The sequence below is a fragment of the Corynebacterium axilliensis genome, assembly GCF_046097495.1.
Taxonomy (GTDB): Bacteria; Actinomycetota; Actinomycetes; order Mycobacteriales; family Mycobacteriaceae; genus Corynebacterium.
Map to the genome: position 1 here is coordinate 1,255,269 of NZ_CP175768.1, position 22,279 is coordinate 1,277,547.

General features: G+C 57.3%; 21 protein-coding genes and 2 tRNA genes. 12 read left to right on the plus strand and 11 right to left on the minus strand.

Annotated elements, in window-relative coordinates; all coding sequences use genetic code 11:
• Positions 1-62: 62 nt before the first annotated feature.
• A complete protein-coding gene (locus tag ACKFR8_RS06155) occupies positions 63-815 on the plus strand; it encodes a TetR/AcrR family transcriptional regulator (RefSeq protein ID WP_408930910.1) in 753 nt (250 codons plus the stop codon).
• A gap of 84 nt (positions 816-899) precedes the next feature.
• On the opposite strand, the gene ACKFR8_RS06160 is transcribed toward ACKFR8_RS06155, so the two are convergent.
• From ACKFR8_RS06160 to ACKFR8_RS06170, 3 genes are read right to left on the minus strand one after another with little or no spacing between them, the layout of a single operon-like run.
• Positions 900-2,531, minus strand: a complete 1,632-nt coding sequence (locus tag ACKFR8_RS06160) for a phospho-sugar mutase (protein ID WP_408930911.1) — start codon at positions 2,529-2,531, stop codon at positions 900-902.
• A gap of 1 nt (position 2,532) precedes the next feature.
• Positions 2,533-3,189: a deoxyribose-phosphate aldolase gene (gene deoC / locus ACKFR8_RS06165; RefSeq protein ID WP_408930912.1), complete on the minus strand. Its 657-nt coding sequence runs from the start codon at positions 3,187-3,189 to the stop codon at positions 2,533-2,535.
• Between the two features lie 26 nt (positions 3,190-3,215).
• Positions 3,216-4,502, minus strand: a complete 1,287-nt coding sequence (locus ACKFR8_RS06170; protein ID WP_408930913.1) for a thymidine phosphorylase — start codon at positions 4,500-4,502, stop codon at positions 3,216-3,218.
• A 209-nt stretch (positions 4,503-4,711) separates the two neighbouring features.
• Between ACKFR8_RS06170 and ACKFR8_RS06175 the strand changes: the two genes are divergently transcribed.
• Complete coding sequence (locus tag ACKFR8_RS06175) at positions 4,712-5,146, plus strand: cytidine deaminase (RefSeq protein ID WP_296134240.1); 435 nt, start codon at positions 4,712-4,714, stop codon at positions 5,144-5,146.
• Positions 5,147-5,163: 17 nt separating this feature from the next.
• The gene (locus tag ACKFR8_RS06180; RefSeq protein ID WP_296134242.1) at positions 5,164-6,384 is read left to right on the plus strand and encodes a NupC/NupG family nucleoside CNT transporter; all 1,221 of its coding nucleotides are present in this window, start codon (positions 5,164-5,166) and stop codon (positions 6,382-6,384) included.
• 57 nt (positions 6,385-6,441) lie between these two features.
• Here ACKFR8_RS06180 and ACKFR8_RS06185 read toward each other — a convergent pair whose 3' ends face one another.
• Both ACKFR8_RS06185 and clpX read right to left on the minus strand, forming a co-directional pair.
• A complete protein-coding gene (locus ACKFR8_RS06185; RefSeq protein WP_408930914.1) occupies positions 6,442-7,377 on the minus strand; it encodes a sugar-binding transcriptional regulator in 936 nt (311 codons plus the stop codon).
• A 95-nt stretch (positions 7,378-7,472) separates the two neighbouring features.
• Positions 7,473-8,768, minus strand: coding sequence for an ATP-dependent Clp protease ATP-binding subunit ClpX (gene clpX / locus ACKFR8_RS06190; RefSeq protein ID WP_408930915.1), 1,296 nt, complete (start codon positions 8,766-8,768; stop codon positions 7,473-7,475).
• Positions 8,769-8,975: 207 nt separating this feature from the next.
• Between clpX and ACKFR8_RS06195 the strand changes: the two genes are divergently transcribed.
• Positions 8,976-10,289 (plus strand): MFS transporter, encoded by a 1,314-nt coding sequence (locus ACKFR8_RS06195; RefSeq protein ID WP_408930916.1) that lies wholly within the window; start codon positions 8,976-8,978, stop codon positions 10,287-10,289.
• Between the two features lie 120 nt (positions 10,290-10,409).
• On the opposite strand, the gene ACKFR8_RS06200 is transcribed toward ACKFR8_RS06195, so the two are convergent.
• Together ACKFR8_RS06200 and ACKFR8_RS06205 are read right to left on the minus strand one after the other, a co-directional pair.
• Entirely contained in the window at positions 10,410-11,033 is a 624-nt protein-coding gene (locus tag ACKFR8_RS06200; protein WP_070447792.1) for an ATP-dependent Clp protease proteolytic subunit, read from the minus strand.
• Positions 11,034-11,054: 21 nt separating this feature from the next.
• A complete protein-coding gene (locus tag ACKFR8_RS06205) occupies positions 11,055-11,654 on the minus strand; it encodes an ATP-dependent Clp protease proteolytic subunit (protein ID WP_042531994.1) in 600 nt (199 codons plus the stop codon).
• Between the two features lie 138 nt (positions 11,655-11,792).
• Between ACKFR8_RS06205 and ACKFR8_RS06210 the strand changes: the two genes are divergently transcribed.
• The 6 genes from ACKFR8_RS06210 to ACKFR8_RS06235 all read left to right on the plus strand — a co-directional run bounded on the left by ACKFR8_RS06210 (position 11,793) and on the right by ACKFR8_RS06235 (position 17,257).
• Positions 11,793-12,473, plus strand: a complete 681-nt coding sequence (locus tag ACKFR8_RS06210; RefSeq protein ID WP_408930917.1) for a metal-dependent transcriptional regulator — start codon at positions 11,793-11,795, stop codon at positions 12,471-12,473.
• A gap of 115 nt (positions 12,474-12,588) precedes the next feature.
• A complete protein-coding gene (nrdI, locus tag ACKFR8_RS06215) occupies positions 12,589-13,056 on the plus strand; it encodes a class Ib ribonucleoside-diphosphate reductase assembly flavoprotein NrdI (protein WP_257157375.1) in 468 nt (155 codons plus the stop codon).
• 50 nt (positions 13,057-13,106) lie between these two features.
• Positions 13,107-15,302, plus strand: coding sequence for a class 1b ribonucleoside-diphosphate reductase subunit alpha (nrdE, locus tag ACKFR8_RS06220; RefSeq protein WP_408930998.1), 2,196 nt, complete (start codon positions 13,107-13,109; stop codon positions 15,300-15,302).
• Positions 15,303-15,354: 52 nt separating this feature from the next.
• Positions 15,355-16,380: a class 1b ribonucleoside-diphosphate reductase subunit beta gene (nrdF, locus tag ACKFR8_RS06225; RefSeq protein ID WP_284791450.1), complete on the plus strand. Its 1,026-nt coding sequence runs from the start codon at positions 15,355-15,357 to the stop codon at positions 16,378-16,380.
• Positions 16,331-16,636 (plus strand): hypothetical protein, encoded by a 306-nt coding sequence (locus ACKFR8_RS06230; protein WP_023020917.1) that lies wholly within the window; start codon positions 16,331-16,333, stop codon positions 16,634-16,636. Before nrdF ends, ACKFR8_RS06230 begins: the two co-directional genes overlap by 50 nt.
• Positions 16,637-16,675: 39 nt before the next feature.
• On the plus strand, positions 16,676-17,257 hold the full coding sequence (locus ACKFR8_RS06235) for an NADPH-dependent FMN reductase (protein ID WP_408930918.1): 582 nt from the start codon (positions 16,676-16,678) through the stop codon (positions 17,255-17,257).
• 173 nt (positions 17,258-17,430) lie between these two features.
• Here the strand turns inward: ACKFR8_RS06235 and tig are convergent, their stop codons facing one another.
• From tig to ACKFR8_RS06250, 3 genes are all read right to left on the minus strand, one after another.
• Positions 17,431-18,789: a trigger factor gene (gene tig / locus ACKFR8_RS06240; RefSeq protein ID WP_408930919.1), complete on the minus strand. Its 1,359-nt coding sequence runs from the start codon at positions 18,787-18,789 to the stop codon at positions 17,431-17,433.
• Between the two features lie 70 nt (positions 18,790-18,859).
• Positions 18,860-18,933: transfer RNA gene (locus ACKFR8_RS06245), tRNA-Pro, on the minus strand.
• Positions 18,934-19,101: 168 nt separating this feature from the next.
• A complete protein-coding gene (locus tag ACKFR8_RS06250) occupies positions 19,102-19,914 on the minus strand; it encodes a DUF1542 domain-containing protein (RefSeq protein WP_408930920.1) in 813 nt (270 codons plus the stop codon).
• Between the two features lie 135 nt (positions 19,915-20,049).
• Between ACKFR8_RS06250 and ACKFR8_RS06255 the strand changes: the two genes are divergently transcribed.
• Together ACKFR8_RS06255 and ACKFR8_RS06260 are read left to right on the plus strand one after the other, a co-directional pair.
• Positions 20,050-20,124: transfer RNA gene (locus ACKFR8_RS06255), tRNA-Gly, on the plus strand.
• An 836-nt stretch (positions 20,125-20,960) separates the two neighbouring features.
• Entirely contained in the window at positions 20,961-21,791 is an 831-nt protein-coding gene (locus ACKFR8_RS06260) for an aldo/keto reductase (RefSeq protein ID WP_408930921.1), read from the plus strand.
• Between the two features lie 7 nt (positions 21,792-21,798).
• Here the strand turns inward: ACKFR8_RS06260 and ACKFR8_RS06265 are convergent, their stop codons facing one another.
• The gene (locus tag ACKFR8_RS06265; protein WP_408930922.1) at positions 21,799-22,272 is read right to left on the minus strand and encodes a ribose-5-phosphate isomerase; all 474 of its coding nucleotides are present in this window, start codon (positions 22,270-22,272) and stop codon (positions 21,799-21,801) included.
• Positions 22,273-22,279 lie beyond the last annotated feature (7 nt).

Below are 22,279 nucleotides of genomic sequence, written 5' to 3' on the forward strand. Positions count from 1 at the left end.
GCATAGTTGTATGCGGCGGCATATCACCGCCTGCTTTTCACGTATACAAGGACGGGACATTCATGACCACTGAGACCACTTCGGCCGACTCCGGCTCTGTGGAGCACGTGATCGATGTTGCGATCGCGGAGTTTTCGGAACACGGCTATGCCGATACGAAGCTCGAAAGCGTCTCGAAGTTGTCCGGCATGTCCAAGCGCATGATCCACTACCACTTCGGGGACAAGAAGGGGCTCTACCAGCAGGCACTGGCCACCGCGGCCCAGCGCCTCAACCCGCCGGAAGGCAGCCTGGAGGTTAACTCTTCCGTCCCAGTGGAGGGCCTGCGCACGCTCGTGGATTGGATCTTCCGGCAGCACATCAAGCACCCGGAGGCCATCCGGATGCTGACCATGGAATCCTCCCACGGGGTGCTGGAATCCTCCCACCCGCTGGTGGATATTTCGGAGATTTCCCTCCACCTGGACAAGCTCCTCATGCTGGGCCAGGATTCCGGCGCGTTCCGCCCGGGCATTTCCGCCAACGATATCTTCACCCTCATCACGGCACTGTCCATGTACCGCGTGACCAACCACGCGATGATGAGCAACCTGCTGGATATCGACATGCACACGCATAACAACACCGAGGGCATGCACCGCATGGCTGTGGACGCCGTCCTGTCCTTCCTCACCGCCAACATCCCGGACATTGGCTTCCAGTCCTACCTCACGCAGAAGGAGACTGAGCTAGTCACCGAGCCCGCGCCGCAGGACATCTACGACTCGGATGCCGCGGACAGCCTCGACGTCTCAGCGAGCCTTTACGGCGAATAAGCGACATTCCACTGGCGAATCTTGCACTCAGAAGGCATCTTCACTGTGTGAAGATGCCTTCTTTGCTGCTGCGGTACGCGCTGATTAGAGTCCCAACGCCTGTCTAAGATCCGTCGATATCCGTGACAACCGGTCTTCGGCTCCTGTCCAATCAACAGCTCCCTCGCGTACTACCTCGAGGTAGCACTTCAGTTTGGGCTCGGTGCCCGACGGACGAATGATAACGCGGTCATTAGCCTCAGTTTCCAGCACCAATCCGGGAGTCGGGTCAAGGCCGTAGTAACCCTGAGACATATCGCTCGCACTAGTGACACGCGAGCCAGCCAGAGCCTGCGGTGGCGACTGCAAGATGTGCTCCAAGGTGGGAGCAATCCGTGTAATGTCGTCGAAGCGAAAGGTCAATGGCTTGGTCTTGTAGGTTCCCAACTCGGCAGCGAGCTCGTCCAGACGACCCTGCAAACTCTTACCTTCAGACTTCAGCTCAGCGGCCAAGCACGCTATGGTCACCGCAGCCGAAATTCCGTCTTTGTCTGCTACGGCTTCTGGATCACAGCAATACCCAATTGCTTCCTCGTACCCAAAAGTCAGTCCAGGGGTGCGGGCAATCCATTTAAACCCAGTGAGCGTCGTATGCCACTGCGCTCCACGCGCCTCCGCAATTCGCCCAAGAAAGCGGCTCGACACAACCGAATTTGCCAGCACTCCACCCTGGCAAGCCAAGTAGTCACCCAACAGTGCGCCCGTTTCATCACCAGTGAGCTGGCGCCAACTGTCTCCATCAGGAACAGCGACTGCGCAGCGGTCTGCATCGGGGTCCAACGCCACGATAATATCGCTCTGCGCTTCACGGGCAGCCGCGATGGCGCAGTCGAGGGCGCCTGGTTCTTCTGGGTTCGGGAAGGCAACAGTGGGAAATTCAGGATCCGGCTGCGCCTGTTGTGCCACCAGCTCAACCTCGCCAAAACCAACTGATTCCAGGGCCTGGAGCGCCAAGCTTCCGCCGACACCGTGCATTGGTGTGAGTGTAATGCGCAGCTGCCGTGGCCCGTCAGCCACACGTTGTTTGATACGCGCGAGATACTGCTCGCGCGTATCAACCTCTTCCACCACCCCAGTACCGTCGGCGACGTCACGGGACACCTCATCTGCAGCTGGGGCGGCCGCAATCGCAGCAGCAATTTCTGCATCGAACGGAGGGACAATTTGCACACCTTGTCCATCCCCCTTCACAACGCGGCCGCCGAGGTACACTTTGTACCCATTGTCCTGCGGCGGGTTGTGCGATGCGGTCACCATTACGCCCGCGTCGGCGCCTAGTTCTCGGACTGTAAACGCAGTGAGCGGAGTGGGGTTCTGCGGTGGGAGAAGCAGTGCATGTCCCCCAGCCGCGGCCACGACATTGGCAACATCACGGTGAAAGTCAGCTGAGCCATGGCGAGCATCGCAACCGACAACGATTTTGGGCACATCCACATGCTTCTTCAGCACATCCATAAGCCCTGCTGTCGTACGGATTACAACAGCCCGATTCATCTGGGACTCGCCGGGACCGATTTTTCCCCGCAAACCAGCTGTACCAAAGCTCAGTGGCCCCGCGAACATTGGACGCAATGCATCCTCGTCGCGCATATCAATGAGGGTCTCTATTTCAGCGCGAGTCACCGGGTCTGGGTCGTGCTCAGCCCATTTCCGAGCGGTATCCAGCACAGAGGTCATCTTAGGCCTCGAATCCCTCAAGCACAGCAGCGGAGGAAGACAGCCCTAGGCGCGTGGCGCCCGCATCGATCATTGACTGCGCCGCCTTGGCGTCACGGATTCCACCTGAGGCCTTCACGCCCAGGCGTCCTTCGACTGTTTCCGCCATGAGCTTCACTGCATGAACCGAAGCACCACCTGCAGGGTGGAAACCAGTCGAGGTTTTAACGAAGTCAGCCCCTGCACGCTCAGCGGCTTGGCAGGTGGCTACGATTTCGTCATCCTCAAGCACAGCTGATTCAATGATGACCTTGACGATGGTGGGAGCCGGCGCCGCATCACGCACAGCCTTAATGTCTGCCTCTACCGCCGCGTAGTCGTGGCTCTTGACATGGGAAAGATTGACCACCATGTCGATCTCTTCGGCGCCGTCTCCGATCGCACGGGCGGTCTCAGCCGCTTTGACCTCAGATTTCACGGCGCCGGAGGGAAACCCCACCACAGTAGCCACGTGAACTCCGGCAGGTACCTCAACAGGCAGTTGGTTCGGAGACACACAAATTGAATACGTACCTAGCTCACCTGCTTCCCTGGCCAAAGCTGCAACTTGGTCGGGAGTTGCCTCTGGCTTAAGCAGGGTGTGATCGATCATTTGAGCAACGTCGTTACGGGAAGTCATATTCTCTCCTTTAAATCGAAAGTGAATTAGCTGATTCGGTCGAGAATGATCGAACGCTCTACAGACAGGGGCTCATCGGTGATCTGGAAACCACTGTTTAGTACCTCCAAGGAGCGTTCAAAGCGATCCGGGGTCTCCGTGTGCAAGGTAAACAGCTTCTGTCCCTTGGATACCTTTTCACCCTTCGTGGCATGCAGCTCAATACCTGCGGTTGCCTGGACAGGGTCTTCCTTGCGTGCACGACCAGCACCAAGGCGCCAAGAACTTACACCAACAGCGAGAGCATCGAGTTCGGTCAGGTAGCCATCAGCGTCAGCTATGACATCATGCGTGTGGCTTGCCACCGGCAGTGTGGCATCGGGGTCACCACCCTGAGCCGTGATCATCTGCTTCCATTTATCCATAGCGCGGCCATCCTTAAGGGCCGACTCGATGTCCGCATCGTGCACACCGGCTGCCTCAAGCATCTCGCGCGCCAAAGCGACCGTAAGCTCAACGACGTCTGCTGGTCCACCACCGGCGAGTACCTCAAGGGCTTCCTCGACCTCAAGTGCGTTGCCAACCTTGCGCCCCAATGGGGTCGACATATCAGTCAACAAAGCAGTGGTCTTCGTGCCTGCATCCTTGCCAAGATCGACCATGGTTTGTGCTAGCTCGCGAGCCTGCTGTTCGTTCTTCATGAATGCACCGGAACCGACCTTGACGTCGAGGACCAAGGAGGAGGTACCTTCGGCAATCTTCTTGGACATGATAGAAGACGCGATGAGCGGGATTGCCTCCACAGTAGAGGTTGTATCACGCAATGCGTAAATCTTTTTGTCCGCCGGAGCCAAGCCAGCACCAGCGGCACAAATAATGCAGCCCGGGTCCTCCAAGATTTCCATCATGCGCTCATTACTGACTTCAGCCTGCCAACCCGGGATAGCCTCAAGCTTGTCCAAGGTTCCGCCCGTGTGCCCAAGTCCGCGCCCGGACAACTGAGGAACTGCAACACCGAAAGCCGCTACGAGCGGCGCAAGCGGAAGTGTAATTTTGTCACCAACTCCGCCGGTAGAGTGCTTATCAGCAGTCTTCTTCGACAGAGCTTCAAAGCTCATTGTCTCTCCAGAGGCAATCATCGCTTTCGTCCAGCGCGAAATCTCCTTACGGTTCATTCCGTTGAGGAAAATCGCCATGTTCAGCGCGGCCATCTGCTCATCGCCTACCACACCACGTGTATAAGCATCGATAACCCAGTCAATCTCATCTGAGCTCAATACCCCCTTGTCACGCTTGGTACGGATCACGTCAACTGCATCAAACTTCTCTGCCATAACAACTCCTTTTCTCGTAGCTCACATAGGCGGGTGCGAAATTCAACCCCTCTGTGCTTTGTCTCACATAAAATTCAGGCTTGTGTATCGCAACACGTCCCATTATTATCACCACTAGAACAGATGTCAACGAGGAGTTTTCTTTTTGTTCCTAACGCGTTGGAATAGCCACCTCCTCGCCTCGGACCGCAAGAAAGGACCGCATCACCATGAATGCGACAGCAATGCCAACAGACGTTGAGCTCTTAAACAAGGCGAGGGAGGCCGCCCACCACGCGTGGGCACCATATTCATCGTTCCCGGTCGGTGCTGCACTGCTTCTCGACGATGGCCGGGTAGTCACCGGCTGCAACGTCGAAAACGCCTCCAGCCCATTGGGGATTTGCGCAGAGCGCAATGCAGCCGCCCACATGATTGCATCGGGCGACACAACCGCGGACGACGGACACCTCCCCCAACTTCCCACGATTCGCGCTGTTGCCATCGTGGGCCTTAAGGCTGAACCGTGTTACCCCTGTGGCGCGTGCCGCCAGGTCCTGCGCGAATTCAATTGCGAACGTGTCATCGTGTCCGTAAACGGCGCACCTCGAAGCCTTGATTTCAGCGAAATCCTCCCCAATTCCTTTGGCCCCGAGGCCCTCTAGAAGAACGGTCTGATTTCATGGAACGCCTACAAGGTCTGTTGGGAATTCTTGCAATTCTCGCAGTAATTTATGTGTTTTCTAGTTCTCGCAAGAACATTAAGTGGCGCACAATCGGAGTCGGCCTTGCCCTCCAAATTGTCTTTTGCTTCCTCGTTCTTGCTTGGGAGCCCGGGTTCAAAGCTTTGGAAGCGGTGTCTCACGGACTGACGAAGCTCACCGATTTTACGAATGAAGGTACATCCTTTGTTTTTGGTGGCCTACTCGGTGAAGACTTCATTTTCGCGCTCAACGTTCTCCCAGTAGTCATCTTCTTGGGCGCGATTATTGCTGCTCTCTACTACTTCCGTGTAATTCAGTATTTTGTTGAATACGTTGGTTCCGGCATTAAATGGCTCATGGGCACCTCCAAAGTAGAGTCGGTGTGGGCCACCACAGTAATCTTCCTAGGACAGTCTGAGGCCCCTCTCGTTATTAAGCCTTACTTACCGAAGCTCACCCGCTCCGAGCTCTATACCTGCATGGTCGGTGGCTTCGCCTCAGTTGCTGGCTCTACCCTTATTGGTTATTCGCTATTGGGCGCCCCGCTGGAATATCTGCTTGCGGCCTCATTGATGAACGCTCCAGGCTCCCTACTTATTGCCAAAGGACTCATGCCAGAAACTGAGGAATCCAACTTGGACGCCACGGTCAAAGACGTACGCGACAACGATTCCAAGAACGTTATCGACGCCATAAGTAGTGGCGCAATGGCTGGCGGTCGTATCGCAATTTCCGTAGCGTGCCTTCTCATTGCATTCATCGCTATGATTGCCATGCTTTCCGCCATTTTGGGCGGGATTGGCTCTATCTTTGGGCAAGACAACTGGTCCTTGGAAGGACTGTTCGGGCTTTTCTTCGCTCCAGTCGCATGGCTTATCGGCGTCCCATGGGATGATGTCACGCAAGTCGGTAGCTTCATCGGCCAAAAGACGATCCTCAATGAGTTTGTGGGCTACACCGCCTTCGGTGACAACATCGATCAACTGAGTGATAAGGCCATCATGCTCTCGTCCTTTGCTCTCGCAGGCTTCGCCAATATCTCTTCCATTGGCATCCAAATTGGCGCTATTGGTGGTCTTGTCCCCGAACGCCGAGGTGAAATTGCCAAGCTTGGCCCCAAAGCTTTGGTCGGCGGATTCTTGACCAATATGCTCAACGCCGCAATTGTTGGCGTAATTGTCGCCCCGATGGCGCTATAGTCCTTCCGAACAGAAAGAGCCTTCCTTTTGAGAAGAGGGAGGGCTCTTTCGGAGCTCTTACTGCTGTAATAGGTGGTTGGCCGTCTCCTTATCGATGACCACGTGCGTGGGCAAATTCATCCTCAAAGCCGTATCGATTGCCCTACTCTTCTGCAAACCTCCAGCAACCATTAACCGCTGAGGGACCTCTCTCAACTCAGACAAGGAAATACCAACCGTGCGCGCGTCCACTGCTGGTTCGGCCACCGTTCCCTCGGCAGTATAGAAGCGTGAACAGGCATCTCCAACCGCGTGGTGTTCCAAGGCTTGGATCTCCTGCTCACTGAGATACCCAAGATTGAGCAACAAGCTACTGCGCGAGACACCACCCACAGTAAAAACTGCGAGGTCAGCTTGGCGCCCCGCGTTAAGAATCGAAGAAATATGTCTATCTTTCTCTACGATCTCTTTCGCCACCGCGGAATCGAAGATAACGGGGAGCGGAAGGCTTATCGCTTCGGCACCAAAAGCAGAACTAACACGCTTCAGCGTATCCATATCATTTGTCACGCGGCTGGAGTGCGAATGTCCGCCTTTGAGCTGTACAACCTCAACTCCCGCAACGCTCTTGGGTTGTAAGTGGCGCGCGACGGAATGCATCGTATTTCCCCAAGAAATTCCGATACTCATTCCGTCATGAACTAGCTCATGAAGCATCTTCGCCCCGACCCGTCCCAGACCTTCTGTCAGCGTGTCCTCATCGCCACGAGGGCTATAGACGAGGCGAACGTCCTCAATCCCATAGCGCTCCATCAACCGCTGCCCCAGCTCGTCGCTGTCTTCGCGCGGATCATGAATCTCCACTGTAACGTAGCCTCGCGCTTTTGCATGCTGCAGGAGCTTAGCAACGGTTGGTCGAGAAAGCCCCATCTCCGATGCCACCTCACCTTGACTCATCCCCCCGCGATAGTAGAGTTTGGCCACTTGGAGTGATTGTTGATCACGCTGCTCCATGAAAGACTCCTCCTCTCCTCTTCTATCCTAAGGCTCAAAAAAATGACCGACAGATGCTCCACGGCACCGATCGGCCACTTTCTTCGTCAACGAATCTAGGCGGATTCCTTCGCCTCGTCCGAGTAGACGAACTCCGGCTCGCCCTCCCCATTCACACAGGCCTCGGTGATGTGCACGCTGGCGATGTCCTCGCGGTCCGGCAGGTCATACATGACCGGCACGAGCAGCTCCTCCATGATGGCGCGCAGGCCGCGGGCGCCGGTCTTGCGCTCGAGGGCCAGCTCCGCAATGGCGTCGAGCGCAGCGTCATCGAACACCAGCTCCGAACCGTCCATGCTGAACAGGCGCTGGTACTGCTTTACCAAGGAGTTCTTCGGCTCCATGAGGACCTTGACCAGGGACTCGCGGTCCAGGTTATCCACCGTGGCCACGACGGGAAGGCGGCCAATGAATTCCGGGATCAGGCCGAACTTCACCAAGTCCTCGGGGCGTACCTGGGAGAAGAGGTCCGCGGCTTCCATCTCCTGCTTGGTCTCCAGCTCCGCGCCGAAGCCCACGCCTTTCTTGCCCACGCGCTCCGAAATCACCTTGTCCAGACCCGCGAAGGCGCCGGCCACGATGAAGAGAATGTTGGACGTATCCAGCTGGATGAATTCCTGGTTCGGGTGTTTGCGCCCGCCCTGCGGCGGGATGGCCGCCACGGTGCCCTCGAGAATCTTCAGTAGGGCCTGCTGCACGCCTTCACCAGAGACGTCACGGGTAATGGAGGGGTTCTCCGATTTGCGGGAGATCTTATCCACCTCGTCGACGTAAATGATGCCGTGCTGCGCACGCTCCACGTCGAAATCCGCCGCCTGCAGCAGTTTGAGCAGGATGTTCTCCACGTCCTCGCCCACATAGCCGGCCTCGGTGAGGCTGGTGGCATCGGCGATGGCAAAGGGAACGTCGAGCAACCGGGCCAAGGTCTGCGCCAAGTAGGTCTTTCCGGAACCCGTGGGGCCCAGCATGAGGATGTTGGACTTGGCAATCTCCACGTCCTCCTCCTGCGCCTTCTTGCGGCGGTTCTCCAGGCCCGCGGCCTCCTCGGCCTTGATGCGCTTGTAGTGGTTGTACACCGCCACGGACAGCACGCGCTTAGCCTTGTCCTGGCCAATGACGTACTTATCTAGGAACGCCGAAATCTCCGAGGGCCGCGGGAGGCGGGTTTCCTTCTCCTCCTCGGACGCAGCCTGGGCGGCACCGAGCTCTTCCTCAATGATCTCGTTGCAGAGCTCAATGCACTCATCGCAAATGTAGACGCCGCCGCCGGCGATAAGCTTCTTCACCTGCTTTTGGCTCTTTCCACAGAAGGAACACTTGAGCAGGTCAGCGCTTTCTTGCATACGTGCCATGAAGCCCTTTCAACTCTCTTTTGGGTGCATGGTGGGGCACTTCTTGTTTTCGTCCCCACCGGTCTCATTCACACTCTAGTCAACGACTCCGACGCGAGTCTCATTCCCACAGAGTGGCGCGCCATTGAATTTAAAACCCCAGTTAATAGACATAGACAGAGCGGTTCATTAACTTACTGTCTAACCTTCCCCGTAAGAAAGAATTTCATGGATATCCGCGAACTCATTGACCGCTCCCCTATGGGCGCACGCCAGTGGCTCATCATCGCCATCGCCCTCTACCTCAACGCCCTCGATGGCTACGACATGGTGGCGATGGCCTTTGGTGCGGGCTCAGTGAGCGAAGAGTTTGCGCTGTCTGATTCCACCCTCGGCTGGTTGCTCTCCGCCGCCCTCATCGGCATTGGGCTCGGCTCGCTCTTTCTCGCACCGCTGGCGGACCGCCTCGGCCGCACCAAGCTCATTACTGTATCGCTGCTCATTGACTTAGCAGGCCTGGTTCTCACCGCTTTGGCGCCGACGTTTAGCCTGCTGCTTTTCTTCCGCGTCATCACCGGTATCGGCGTCGGTGGCGTGCTCGTGTGCGTCACCGTGCTCGTCAGCGAGTACTCCAACCTTCGCTTCCGCGGGCTCGCCGTCGCCATTTACGCCTCCGGCTATGGTCTCGGTGCATCCCTGTGCGGTGTCATCGCCTCCTCCTTCGACACGTGGCAGCCCATCTTCTGGGTCGGCGCCGCGCTCACGGTCGTGGCCCTTGCCCTCACAGTCGCCTTCGTTCCGGAATCTGCCGACTTCCTCGCTGCCCGCGGCCGGATGGATACAGTGCGCAGAATCGCCGCCACGCTGAAGCTGACTGGCGACGTCAACGTCCGCCCCCGCACCGAGCACAAAGCCTCCTACAAGGACCTCATCTCCCCGCAGTTCCTCCAGACCTCCATTAAGCTTTGGCTGGCGTTTAGCTTCATCATGTTTGCCTACAACTTCACCTCCCAATGGACCCCGAAGCTGCTCACCGCCGAGGGCCTTACCGCACAGCAGGGAATCCTGGGCGGAATCATGCTCTCCTTCGGCGGTGCCATCGGCGCCATCCTCTTCGGCCTTCTCACCACCCGAATCGACGCCCGTCCCCTCCTCATCGTCTTCAGCCTCATCTCCGCGGCGGTGCTCGTCGGTTTCATCACCTCCACCGCCGTACCAGGCCTGATGTTCGCACTTGGCGTCGGCGTTGGCCTGACCCTAAACGCGTGCATTTCCGGTCTCTATACGGTGACCCCGGAGGCCTACCCCTCGGCCCTGCGCACGACGGGAACCGGCGCGGCCATTGGCATCGCGCGCGTGGGTGCCACCCTCGCCCCCATCGCCGCCGGCTACCTCCTCGAGAACGGTTGGACGCCGACTGGCCTCTACACCCTTGCTGGAGCGACCGCAGTGCTGGCCGCGGTATCCCTCGTCGGCGTGCACGCCTACACCTCCACTACAACGGCAGCACCCCAGCCGGTGTCGGTCGGAGCCCGCGCTTAATGCCTCTCCGGTCTCGTTGCCGGTGAGCTCAGATGCTCGGCCCACCTGGAAAACATGTGATAAGCCCCGCCCCCGGAATCATCCGGGCGGCGGGGCAACGCGCTTTCTGGCGCGGCTGACTTAGGCGTTCAGCTTGCGGTAGTCAAAGACGGTATCGATGAGGCCGTATTCAACAGCTTCCTGCGCGGTGAGGATCTTGTCACGGTCGGTATCGATGCGCACCTGCTCCGCAGTGCGACCGGTGTGCTCAGCCAGGGTCTCCTCCATGAGGCGGCGCATGCGCTCGATCTCGTTGGCCTCGATCTCAAGGTCAGAGACCTGGCCCTGCGTGCCCTGCGTGCGCGGCTGGTGAATCAGCACGCGAGAGTTCGGCAGAGCGGCGCGCTTGCCCGGAGCACCGGCGGCCAACAGAACGGCCGCTGCGGATGCAGCCTGGCCTAGGCACACGGTCTGCACGTCCGGACGGACGTAGCGCATCGTGTCGTAGATAGCCATCAGCGCGGTGAACGAGCCACCCGGGGAGTTGATATACATCGTGATATCGCGGTCTGGGTCCTGAGACTCCAGCACCAGCAGCTGCGCCATGATGTCGTTAGCGGAGGTGTCATCGACCTGGGTGCCCAGGAAGATGATGCGCTCCTCAAACAGCTTGGAGTACGGGTTGGTGGTCTTGGATCCCTGCGCGTTCTGCTCAATAAACTCTGGCAGAACGTAGCGGGAAGAAGGCATCTGAAGGTTAGACATTGTATTAAGGCTCCTTGTTCCCTAGTTGCTGATAGGACCGTTGACGGACTCGATGACGTGGTCGACGATTCCGTACTCCTTGGCCTGCTGGGCGGTGAACCAGCGGTCACGGTCAGAGTCCTTGGTGATCTGCTCGAAGGTCTGGCCGGTGTGCTCAGCGATGAGCTCAGCCATCTCACGCTTGGTCTGCGCGAACTGCTCAGCCTGGATGGCGATGTCAGCTGCGGTACCACCGACACCAGCGGAAGGCTGGTGCATCATGATGCGCGCGTGCGGCAGAGCGTAGCGCTTGCCCTTGGTGCCGCCGGAGAGAAGGAACTGCCCCATGGAGGCAGCCAGGCCCATGCCATACGTAGCCACATCGCACGGCGAGTACTTCATCGTGTCGTAGATGGCCATGCCCGCGGTGACAGAGCCACCCGGGGAGTTGATGTAAAGCGAAATGTCGCGAGTGGGGTCCTCGGCAGACAGCAGGAGGATCTGGGCGCACAGCTTGTTCGCAATCTCATCATCGACCTGGGTTCCCAGGAAGATAATGCGCTCGCGCAACAGGCGCTCGTACACGCTATCGCTCAGATTCATACCCGTAGACGACGAGTTCATTGAAATCTTCTCAGACATTAGTGGTTCTCCTTCAAGTGAAGAATGCTTTAACTGGCCCCACCTTACCGGCATTCCTCTCAAACTTGGCCTCTGTTCGCTATGAGCGTTGGGACACAGCGCCAAAGGCACATACGGAAGCTGGGTTAACATTTACTCATGTCTGTTTCTGAGCTGTCCACCAGTACCCAGAACTATTTAAAAGCTATCTGGGGGCTAAAGGAATGGTCGTCCGAGCCCGTTACTGCCACACTTATAGCGAAACAGCTGGGACTCAAGCTCTCCTCGGTCTCCGATGCAGTGCGCAAAATGGCGAAGCAAGGGCTCGTGTCACACACGCCCTATGGCTCTGTGGAGTTAACCGAACTTGGCAGGCAGTACGCATTGGTCATGGTGCGCCGCCACCGATTGCTTGAGTCTTTTTTGGTTCAAGCATTGGACTACACGTGGGACGAAGTCCATAATGAAGCCGAAAATCTCGAACACGCGGTGTCTGACATGCTCATAGAACGTGTGGATAAGTTCCTTGATTACCCCACTAGGGATCCGCACGGCGATCCTATCCCTACGGTTGATGGACAGATCACAATCCCCAGTGCGCATCGCCTCACCGACAGCGGTGCACAATCGCAGGTGACCGTGGAACGCATTTCTGATTCCGACCCACAACTGCTGAAGTTCCTTGAAGAGCGCGGCATTGTCACTGGGGCTGTTCTTAGCACGCGCGAGGGAGCGCCCTTTTCAGATTCTCTCGAAATACAGGTGGCCGGCAGCACTCAGTGGGTAGTACTTGGACGCCCAGCTACCGACGCAGTGTTTGTAGCACACCACAACCTTTAGACCTTCCCCTTTGCATTAATCCTGCTCTCACCTGCCCTTTTCAAAACTACGTTAGACCGTAGTTGCAACTACGGCATTGCGTAGTTAGTCTTTTCGAATATCACCTATCCCACTTATGGCTAAGGCCAGGATGAGCAGGATTGCCATGTCAGACTCACCAGATTTGGTGTACTTTTCCAGCGTTTCAGAAAACACGAAAAGATTCGTCGAACGCTTAGATAGACCCGCGGTGCGCATTCCACTGCGCCCCAAGAAAACCGGGATGATCCAGGTTTCACACCCGTACGTACTCATCGTTCCCACCTACGGCGGCGGCTCGCTCAAACGCGCAGTCCCCAAACAGGTCATCGACTTCCTCAATGACCCAATCAACCGCTCCTTTATCCGGGGCGTTATTACCTCAGGGAATACCAACTTCGGAAGTGCTTACTGCGTCGCCGGACGCATCATTTCCGCTAAGTGCCACGTACCGGAGCTGTATCACTTCGAGCTTCTCGGCACCCAGAGAGACATTGCCGCCGTAAAACAGGGCCTTCACAAGTTTTGGGAGCAGCAAAAGCAGCTAACGATGACACCCCATTAATCCCCCACAAGATGAAGAACACATCCGCATCACACAGATTGGAAAACACAATGTGGCCTCTTGATGCCACCCCCACACAGACTATTGGCGCTACGCCCCGCACCGCTTCAGCAGACAATGCCGGCGGTGTCGGCAAGCGCAAGAGCTACCACGCACTCAACGCGCAGCTGAACTTGTTCGACGCTTCTGGAAAAATCCAGTTTGACAAGGACATTCAGGCAGCACAAGACTATGTCACGCACCATGTCGCTCCCCGCATGCATCAGTTCGATTCCACCAAGCAACGCTTGGAATGGTTGGTTGATAACGAGTACTACGAGCGGGATTTCCTTGAGCTTTATGATGACGCCTTTCTGTGCGCCATGTACGACAGAGCTCATCGAGCTAAGCACCAGTTCCGCACCTTCCTCGGCGCGTTTAAGTTCTTTACTTCATATGCACTGAAAACCTTTGATGGCTCCCGATTCCTAGAAGGCTACGAAGAACGTGTCGCCACCACAGCTTTATACCTTGCACAGGGCGACGAAGAGCTCGCAGAAAAGCTGGTGGATGACATCATGACCGGACGCTTCCAGCCCGCCACCCCTACTTTTCTCAACGCAGGCAAAGCCCAGCGCGGCGAAATGGTCTCCTGCTTCCTCCTGCGAATCGAAGACAATTTGGAGAGCATTGGCCGCAGCGTGAACTCTGCACTGCAACTTTCAAAGCGCGGTGGTGGAGTGGCCTTGTTGCTGAGCAATCTGCGCGAATCCGGAGCCCCGATCAAAAAGATTGAGAACCAGGCTTCCGGCGTAGTCCCAGTCATGAAGATTCTCGAAGATAGCTTCAGCTATGCCAACCAATTGGGCGCCCGGCAGGGCGCTGGAGCCGTCTACCTGCATGCGCACCATCCAGATATTCTTCGCTTCCTAGATACCAAGCGGGAAAACGCCGATGAGAAAGTCCGCATCAAGACTCTTTCGCTGGGGGTTGTTATTCCAGATATAACCTTCCAGCTGGCCAAAGAGAACAAAGATATGCATCTGTTTAGCCCGTATGACATCGCTCGCGAGTACGGCGTAGCCATGTCTGACATGTCCATCACCGAGTACTACGACGAGTTGGTTGCCAATCCGCGAATTTCTCACACGACCATTAAGGCCCGCGAGTTTTTCACCACGCTGGCTGAGCTTCAGTTTGAATCCGGATACCCCTACATCCTCTTTGAGGATACGGTCAACCGCGCTAATCCCCTCAAAGGACATATCAATATGTCCAACCTGTGTAGTGAAATCCTCCAGGTCAACACGCCATCCACCTACGGAGCTTCGGGTGACTACACCACCGTTGGCCAGGATATTTCCTGCAATCTAGGTTCGCTCAACATTGCGAAGGCTTTTGAATCGCCGAACTTCGGGGAGACCGTCGAAACCGCAGTGCGTGCCCTCACGAAGGTTTCAGACCTGACGAATATCGAAGCTGTTCCTTCCATCGCTCACGGAAATGCTTCCATGCATGCCATTGGTCTGGGCCAAATGAATCTCCACGGCTTCCTTGCTTCACAGCGTATTCCTTATGGCTGCGCCGAGGCACTGGACTTTACAAATATCTATTTCCTCACGGTGACCTACCATGCGCTCCGCGCATCCCATGCACTCGCGGTTGAAAAAGGTCAACGATTCACAGGCTTTGAAGAATCCACCTATGCCACTGGCGCCTACTTTGACAAATACATCGACCAAGACTGGGCGCCAGCCACTGAACACGTAAAACAGCTCTTCCATGAAGCAGGCGTGCAGATTCCTCAACGCGAGGATTGGCTACGGCTCAAGAATCAAGTGATGCGCGACGGCATCTACAACGCCTACTTGCAGGCAGTTCCACCCACTGGATCAATTTCCTACATCAATGACTCCACCGCGTCCATCCACCCAATTGCCTCCAAAATTGAAATACGCAAGGAGGGCCGCTTGGGGCGCGTGTACTACCCCGCGCCGGAAATGACCAACGACAACCTGGAGTATTTCGATGACTCCTACGCCGTGGGATACGAAAAAATCATCGACACCTACGCCATGGCCACCCAACACGTGGACCAAGGGCTTTCCCTGACCTTGTTCTTTACCGCTGATACCACCACGCGGGACATCAACAAGGCACAAATCTATGCCTGGAAAGCCGGAATCAAGACCCTCTACTACATCCGTTTACGCCAATCCGCGCTCCAAGGAACCGAGGTCGAAGGCTGCGTCTCCTGTGCTTTGTAGGAGCACGGTCCTCACCCTTGTCCACAACCATTCACTCAGAAAGAAAGAAGCTATGTCTTCAACATCGAATAGTGCTGAACTAACCAGCATTTCAGTTACTCCGCCGAGCTACCGGCATGATCCTTCAGCCCGCATCCGCGCCATCAATTGGAACCGGGTGAGCGATGAGAAGGATCTTGAAGTATGGAACCGCCTCACCGCCAACTTTTGGTTGCCAGAGAAGGTCCCGCTTTCTAATGATCTCCCGGCGTGGCAGAAGATGACACCCGAGGAACGCAACCTCACCATGCGGGTGTTCACGGGACTCACCACCCTGGATACTGTCCAGGCCACCGTGGGTGAAATCTGTCAGATTCAAGATGCCCGCACCGAACACGAGGAGGCCGTGTATACCAACATCGCCTTCATGCAGTCAGTCCATGCCCGTTCATACTCTTCAGTGTTTTCTACCCTGAGCAGTACAAAGGAAATTGATGAAGCATACCGCTGGGCGGTGAATAACGATCTTCTCCAGGCACGCGCCAAGAAAGTGCTCGCGCACTATTTTGGGCCGGATCCACTCAAACGCAAGGTGTCATCGACGCTGCTTTCCTCGCTGCTTCTCTACGCGGGTTTCTATCTTCCCTTGCACTTTTCTGTCCACGCCACCCTGACAAATACGGCAGACATGATTCGCCTCATTCTGCGTGACAAGGCAGTGCACGGCTACTACTCGGGTTACAAATATCAGCGCGGTCTGGAATCCACGACCCCGCTACGGCAGAAGGAGATGCATGATTTCACCATTTCTTTGCTCGAAGAGCTTTATGCACTAGAGCTGGACTATTCCGGCGAGCTATATGAGCCTTTGGGACTCATGGATGATGTAGCCGTGTTCGTTCGCTATAACGCCAATAAGGCACTCATGAATTTGGGCTACCCGGATTATTTCCCGCCCGAAGAAACGGAAGTGAACCCAGAAATCCTCGCGGCCCTAGCCCCCGGAGCAGATGAGAACCATGACTTCTTCTCCGGATCTGGTTCCTCCTATGTCATTGGTACTGCTGAAGAAACGAGTGATGATGACTGGGATTTCTAAGCCTTTTCCGCGACCAGACCAAGGAAGCTGGCTTGAGACCATCGCGCTGTTTGAAGCCATCCGCGAAGGAAACCAACCCGCAGCCATGCGGCTTTTGAATACATCCGCCGCACGAGAGGCCGTCCTCGGGGGGCTTCTAGGACTCATCGAACTGTACTTCCGCCATGAAGAAGGAGACAAAGTAGATGGCTTCCTCACCGCCGCCCACGCTGCCGGCCCACCACCGGCCTTTGGCTGCAAGCCTTTTCTCCCTTGACCACGTCTCCCTACACCCAACTAAGAAAGAAGGTTTACCATGACCACCCCACGTATCAGCGTTATCGTCGGCAGCCTGCGGCGAGGGTCATTTGCACGCAAGATTGCACACGAGGTGCTCACGATGATCCCTGAAGACTACGAGACAAACATCGTGGAAATCCGTGACTTGCCGCTCTATGACTTCGACTACGATGACCCCGCCGTCACGGACAAGCCCACTCCGGCTGAGTACACCACCTTTCGCGAGACCATCAAGAACTCGAGCGGGATCCTCTTCATTACGCCAGAGAACAACCGCACTATCCCCGCCTGCCTCAAAAACGCAGTGGACATCGGCTCTAAACCCAACTCAGATGTGGCGTGGAAGAACCTTCCCGCAGGTATCATTAGCCACTCTGTAGGCCGCATGGGCGGCTACAGTTCACAGAAGAACCTTCGCCTCGCCCTGTCCTACTTCGAAATGCCGCTCCCTGGTCAGCCCGAAGTATTTCTGGGCCAATCCCCCACCCTTTTCGAAGAGTCCGGACATCTCAATCAACGTACCGCAGACTTTGTCAAGGATTACGTTATGCGCTTCCTGCAGCTGACCGACGAGGCCTTTAGAGCCAAGAACGGCTAGCGGTATCCCCAGCCAACATCCATCACGCCCTCTACGAAGTACGCAAAGACTCCTAGAGGGCGTTCACAATGACACAAACCCCGGATTCAGGCTCATCCTTGAGTTACCTGAATCCGGGGTTTCATGCGCGCTCGCCACCACACATGTGGCAGCAGCGCGTTACAAGCGGGAGATTACTTCTCCTCGGAAGCTTCTGCAGCGTCCTCTTCTTCGATTTCACCGAAGTACTGGTCAACATCAACCTTGTTGCCGGCCTCGTCCTTGACGTCGACACGGCAGATGGCGATAGCCAGGGCCTTGCCGCGGCGGACGTCGGAGAACAGGTTCCCCAGCTGGTTGTTGGACTGCAGCTGCTGGATGAACTGGTTCGGGTCCATGCCGTAGGACTGGGCGGTGAACAGGATGTGATCCGTCAGCTCCTGCTGGGACACCTCCGGCTCCTCGCGCTCTGCCAAGGCATCGAGGAAGAGCTGGGTGCGCACGGACTCCTCGGCGGACTTGCGTGCCTCAGCGTCGAACTCCTCACGGGTGGTGCCCTGCGCCTCGAGCAGCTGTGCCAGTGCCTTCTCATCGTGGGCCAGCTGGCCCATGACCTGGTGCAGCTGAGCGTGGACCTGCTCGTCCACCACGGAGGTGGGGAGCTCAAAGTCAACGTCGGCAAGCGCGGCCTTGAGGACCTCGTCACGGATGGCGGCTGCCTGCTCGGACTTCTTGGTCTCCTCCACGCGGGACTTGGTGTCCTCGCGCAGCTCCTCGATGGTGTCGAACTCGGAGGCCATCATGGCGAACTCATCATCCAGCTCCGGCAGCTTGCGCTCCTTGGTCTGCTGCACGTGAACCTTGACGGTGGCCTCATCGCCCTCGTGCTCACCGGACTGGATGGTGGTGGTGAACTCGTTGTCCTCGCCGGTCTTCATGCCGCGCAGGGCAGTATCGAGTCCCTTCATCAGGCTGTCGTCGCCGATGCGGTAGGACAGACCCTCGTGGGAAGCCTCATCCAGGGCGGTGCCGTCAACCTCAGTGGTGATGTCGATGACGGCGAAGTCACCGGTCTTCATCTTGCGCTTGGTGTCCTTGAGCTCACCGAAGCGGGAAGCCAGGTCCTCGAGGGCCTTGTCCACGTCCTCGTCGGAAACGGACAGCTCCGGAACGGTCACGGAGAGGGTGGAGAAGTCCGGCACCTCGAACTCGGGGCGCACGTCAACCTCAGCGGTGAACTCGACGAAGTCGTTGTCCTCCAGCTTGGCAATGTCGATCTCCGGCTGGCCAATGACCTTGAGGTCATTTTCCGCCACAGCCTGCTCGTAGCGGGACGGCAGCATGTCGTTGACAACCTGCTCGAGGATCGGGCCGCGGCCAAAGCGAGCGTCGATAAGCTGGCGCGGTGCCTTACCCTTACGGAAGCCGGGGATGGAAACCTGCTGCGCGATCGCCGCGTAGGCCTGAGCGATTTCCTTGTCCAGCTCAGCGAACGGAACGTTGACGGTGAGCTTGACGCGGGTATCGCTCAGCTTGTCTACGGTGGTCTTCACGAGAAACTCTCCTGATTGTGATCGTTTAAAAAAATGAAAGGGGCCTGGATGCATTCCAGGCCCCCATACGTCGGGGCGACAGGATTTGAACCTGCGACCCCCTGCTCCCAAAGCAGGTGCGCTACCAAGCTGCGCCACGCCCCGTATGGATGGCCTCCACGCGTGGCCGCTACCCTCCGACGATGCGGAGTATCACGTGCCGCGCGCAGCTGCGCTTCATACTGGAGGCTAGTGTACCGATAGGCGCGTAAACACCCCAACACCGGCCCCCAGCTAGAGCCTGTTACCCCAGCTCATCGGGGAAATTGGCGGTTAGAAGTCGAAGTCGAAGTCAAACATTCCACCGTCGCCGCCGTCTCCCCCAAAGAGACCGTCAAACAACCCGCCGCCGTCGTCACCACCGGCATCGGCTCCGGCATCCGCGCCGCCCATGTCGCCGCCGTCCATGCCCTCGGCACCGCCCATGTCGCCGCCCCAGTCACCACTTTCGGCCGCTGCTGCGGAGTAACCCACGCCCGCCATGCCAGTAAACATGGCGTTAAACATCATGGAGTAGCCCATCATCCACACGCCGGTGGTCAACGCGTCTGCCCACCACGGGCGGGAGTACCAGCCGGCCGGCACCGGGCGGCCCGCAACCACACCACCCGGGTAGTAGTTCGGGGTTTGTGCAGATGCGCTTGGCGACGCCGTCAGGGTCTCACCATTAGCTTCCACCGTGCGGGTCTCCGTCACCTTGCCCGCCTGGCGCTGGCCCTCCAGCGGCGGCAGCTCCGGGCCGGGGTTCATGCCCATAATGTCGCGGGCGGCCGCCACGTAGTAGAGCCCCTCCAGCGCGGACTCGCGGGCCAGCTGTGCCTGCTTGACTGTGCTTGCCTGGGAAATCGCGGAATTGGCGGCGGTAAAACGCTCCGAGGCATCCGCCATGGCCTGCTGGGAGGCAGTGTCCGTGCCGCTGAGGTTCATCACCTGGCCACCCAGGCGCTCGATCCATCGCTTCGCGTCCGCATACGCATCGTCGAAGCGCTGGGATTCACGCACTTCCTTCTGCTTCTTCCCACTCCGGGAGGACAGGACTGCGGCGGCGCCACCGACAACAACAAGAATGAGTAACAAGGGGCCCACGAAAGCATCACATCCAATAGAGTTTTTGAGTACGGCTAATCTATCGATCTCAACGCACAACCGCAGCTTAAAGTTCCCATTTTCGCTTCGGCGCGTCCGTGCGCTAAGGTAGTGGGCACGCCGATTTCGGCGCGTGGGAATGTCGTATAGTGGCTAATACCTCAGCCTTCCAAGCTGAAGACGCGGGTTCGATTCCCGTCATTCCCTCCACGAAAGCCGCACTGACCACCCAATTTAGGTAGCTAGTGCGGCTTTAGAATTTTTAGATTCAAGCGTGCCGTCTCTACCCGTTTCCCATTCCTGACCGAACCGCCGCCCAGTAAGTCAGCGGGAGTAGCGCTACATCGAAAACTCTCCAACGCTTCTAGTCCTTGTCCTTTTTATTACGCCGAGAGATTAAGAACACGATTCCTACTATTGCCAATAGAATAACTAGTGGAATTAGCTCAATTACGCCGAAGCTCACTTTTTGTTCTCCCTATGGTTTCATATTCATACACACCCACGGAGAAGTTTCCCCGTTTTTGGTGTACCTACCACAAACATCGGTGTTTGCCTTGATGGTGTCAGTGTTCAAATTTAACGAAATGTAGCGGCCCGGGAAATAGATTGTGGGGAAATGGTGCAGCTTGACGAATTTCCATGGAGTTTTTAGATTAAAGACGCCGCGCCACCTTACCTGCGCGTGATTTGCATATAATCCGGCTCCATTGACATAGATAAACGCACGGGATCCGGCAATGGACCCCGAGCCAGACGTCTCTCCTAACGCGCTGCAATTTACAAAACTATCACCGGAAGGCACCTCCGCATACCGCCCACCAGTGTCGCTTTGCACCCCCTTGGCGCGTGGAGATAGCTTTCAGAAGTTACGGAAGCTACATCACCAGCCGACGCTAAGGCAGGACATTCGACAGCACAGATAGCACTAACAGAAAACCCCCACCGCTCCTCCAGTATTCATCTGTTCTATCTCGGAGCGCTAGACACACTTTCTAGCGCTCCCCTTCTGCACGGATGTCCATGCCCTGCGTAGAGTGGGCCGCATGACTGTACCTACTATCGAACTGCACGACGGAAACTCCATCCCCCAGCTCGGCTTCGGCGTCTTCAAGATTGACGCGGACAAGACCGAAGAGCTGGTTACTGAGGCCCTGAAGGTGGGCTACCGCCACATCGACACCGCCGCCATCTACGGCAACGAGGAGGGCGTGGGCCGCGCGATTGCCAAGTCCGGCATTCCGCGCGAGGAGCTATTTATTACCACCAAGCTGTGGAACGATCGCCAGACGGATGCGGCCGCAGCACTCGATGAGTCCTTGGCGAAGCTCGGACTCGACTACGTGGATCTGTACCTCATCCACTGGCCCTGCCCGGAGAAGGACACCTACGTCGAGGCGTGGAAGCAGCTCATTGAGCTCAAGAAGGCCGGCAAGGTGAAGTCCATCGGCGTGTCCAACTTCCAGCTGGAGCACCTGGACAAGCTGGAGACCCAGACTGATGAGACCCCCGTGATCAACCAGGTGGAGCTGCACCCCTACCTGCAGCGCTGGCGCGAGCTCGATGCCTTCCGCTCCCACAAGGTACAGATTGAGGCGTGGGGCCCGCTGGGCCAGGGCAAGACCAATCTCTTCGAGCTCCCGGAAATCACCGAGCCAGCCGAGAAGTACGGCGTCTCCCCCGCCCAGGTCATCATCCGCTGGCACCTGCAGAACGGCATCATCGTGTTCCCGAAGTCGGAGAACCCGAAGCGCATCGCGCAGAACTTCGACGTGTTTGGCTTCAAGCTAGATGAATCCGAGATGGCTGCCATCACCGACCTCGACCTCGGGGAGGAGGGCCGCGGCGGCCCCCACCCGAACGAGATGAACGACTAGCGCGAGCTTAAGCCTCCGGAACCTCCGGAGGAATGTTCGTGCGCTCGTATTCGGCGAGAATGTCGATGCGGCGCTGGTGGCGCTCGGCGCGGGACCATTCCTGATCCAGGAAAGCATCCACGATAGCCAGCGCCTCATCTTCAGAGTGCATGCGGCCGCCGATACCGATGAGCTGGGCATTGTTGTGCTCGCGGGCCAGGCGTGCAGTCTCCGGGGACCACGCCAGAGCGCAACGCGCGCCCTTGACCTTGTTGGCGGCAATCTGCTCGCCGTTGCCGGAGCCGCCGAGCACGATACCCAGCGAGCCCGGATCGTTGACGGTTCGCAGCGCGGCCTCGATGCAAAATGCCGGGTAGTCATCCTCGGCGTCGTACTCGTGGGCACCGCAGTCAATGACGTCATGGCCCTGCTTTGTCAGGTGTTCGGCAATGACGTTCTTCGTCTCGAACCCTGCGTGGTCTGCTCCTAAATAAACGCGCATGGCCCAC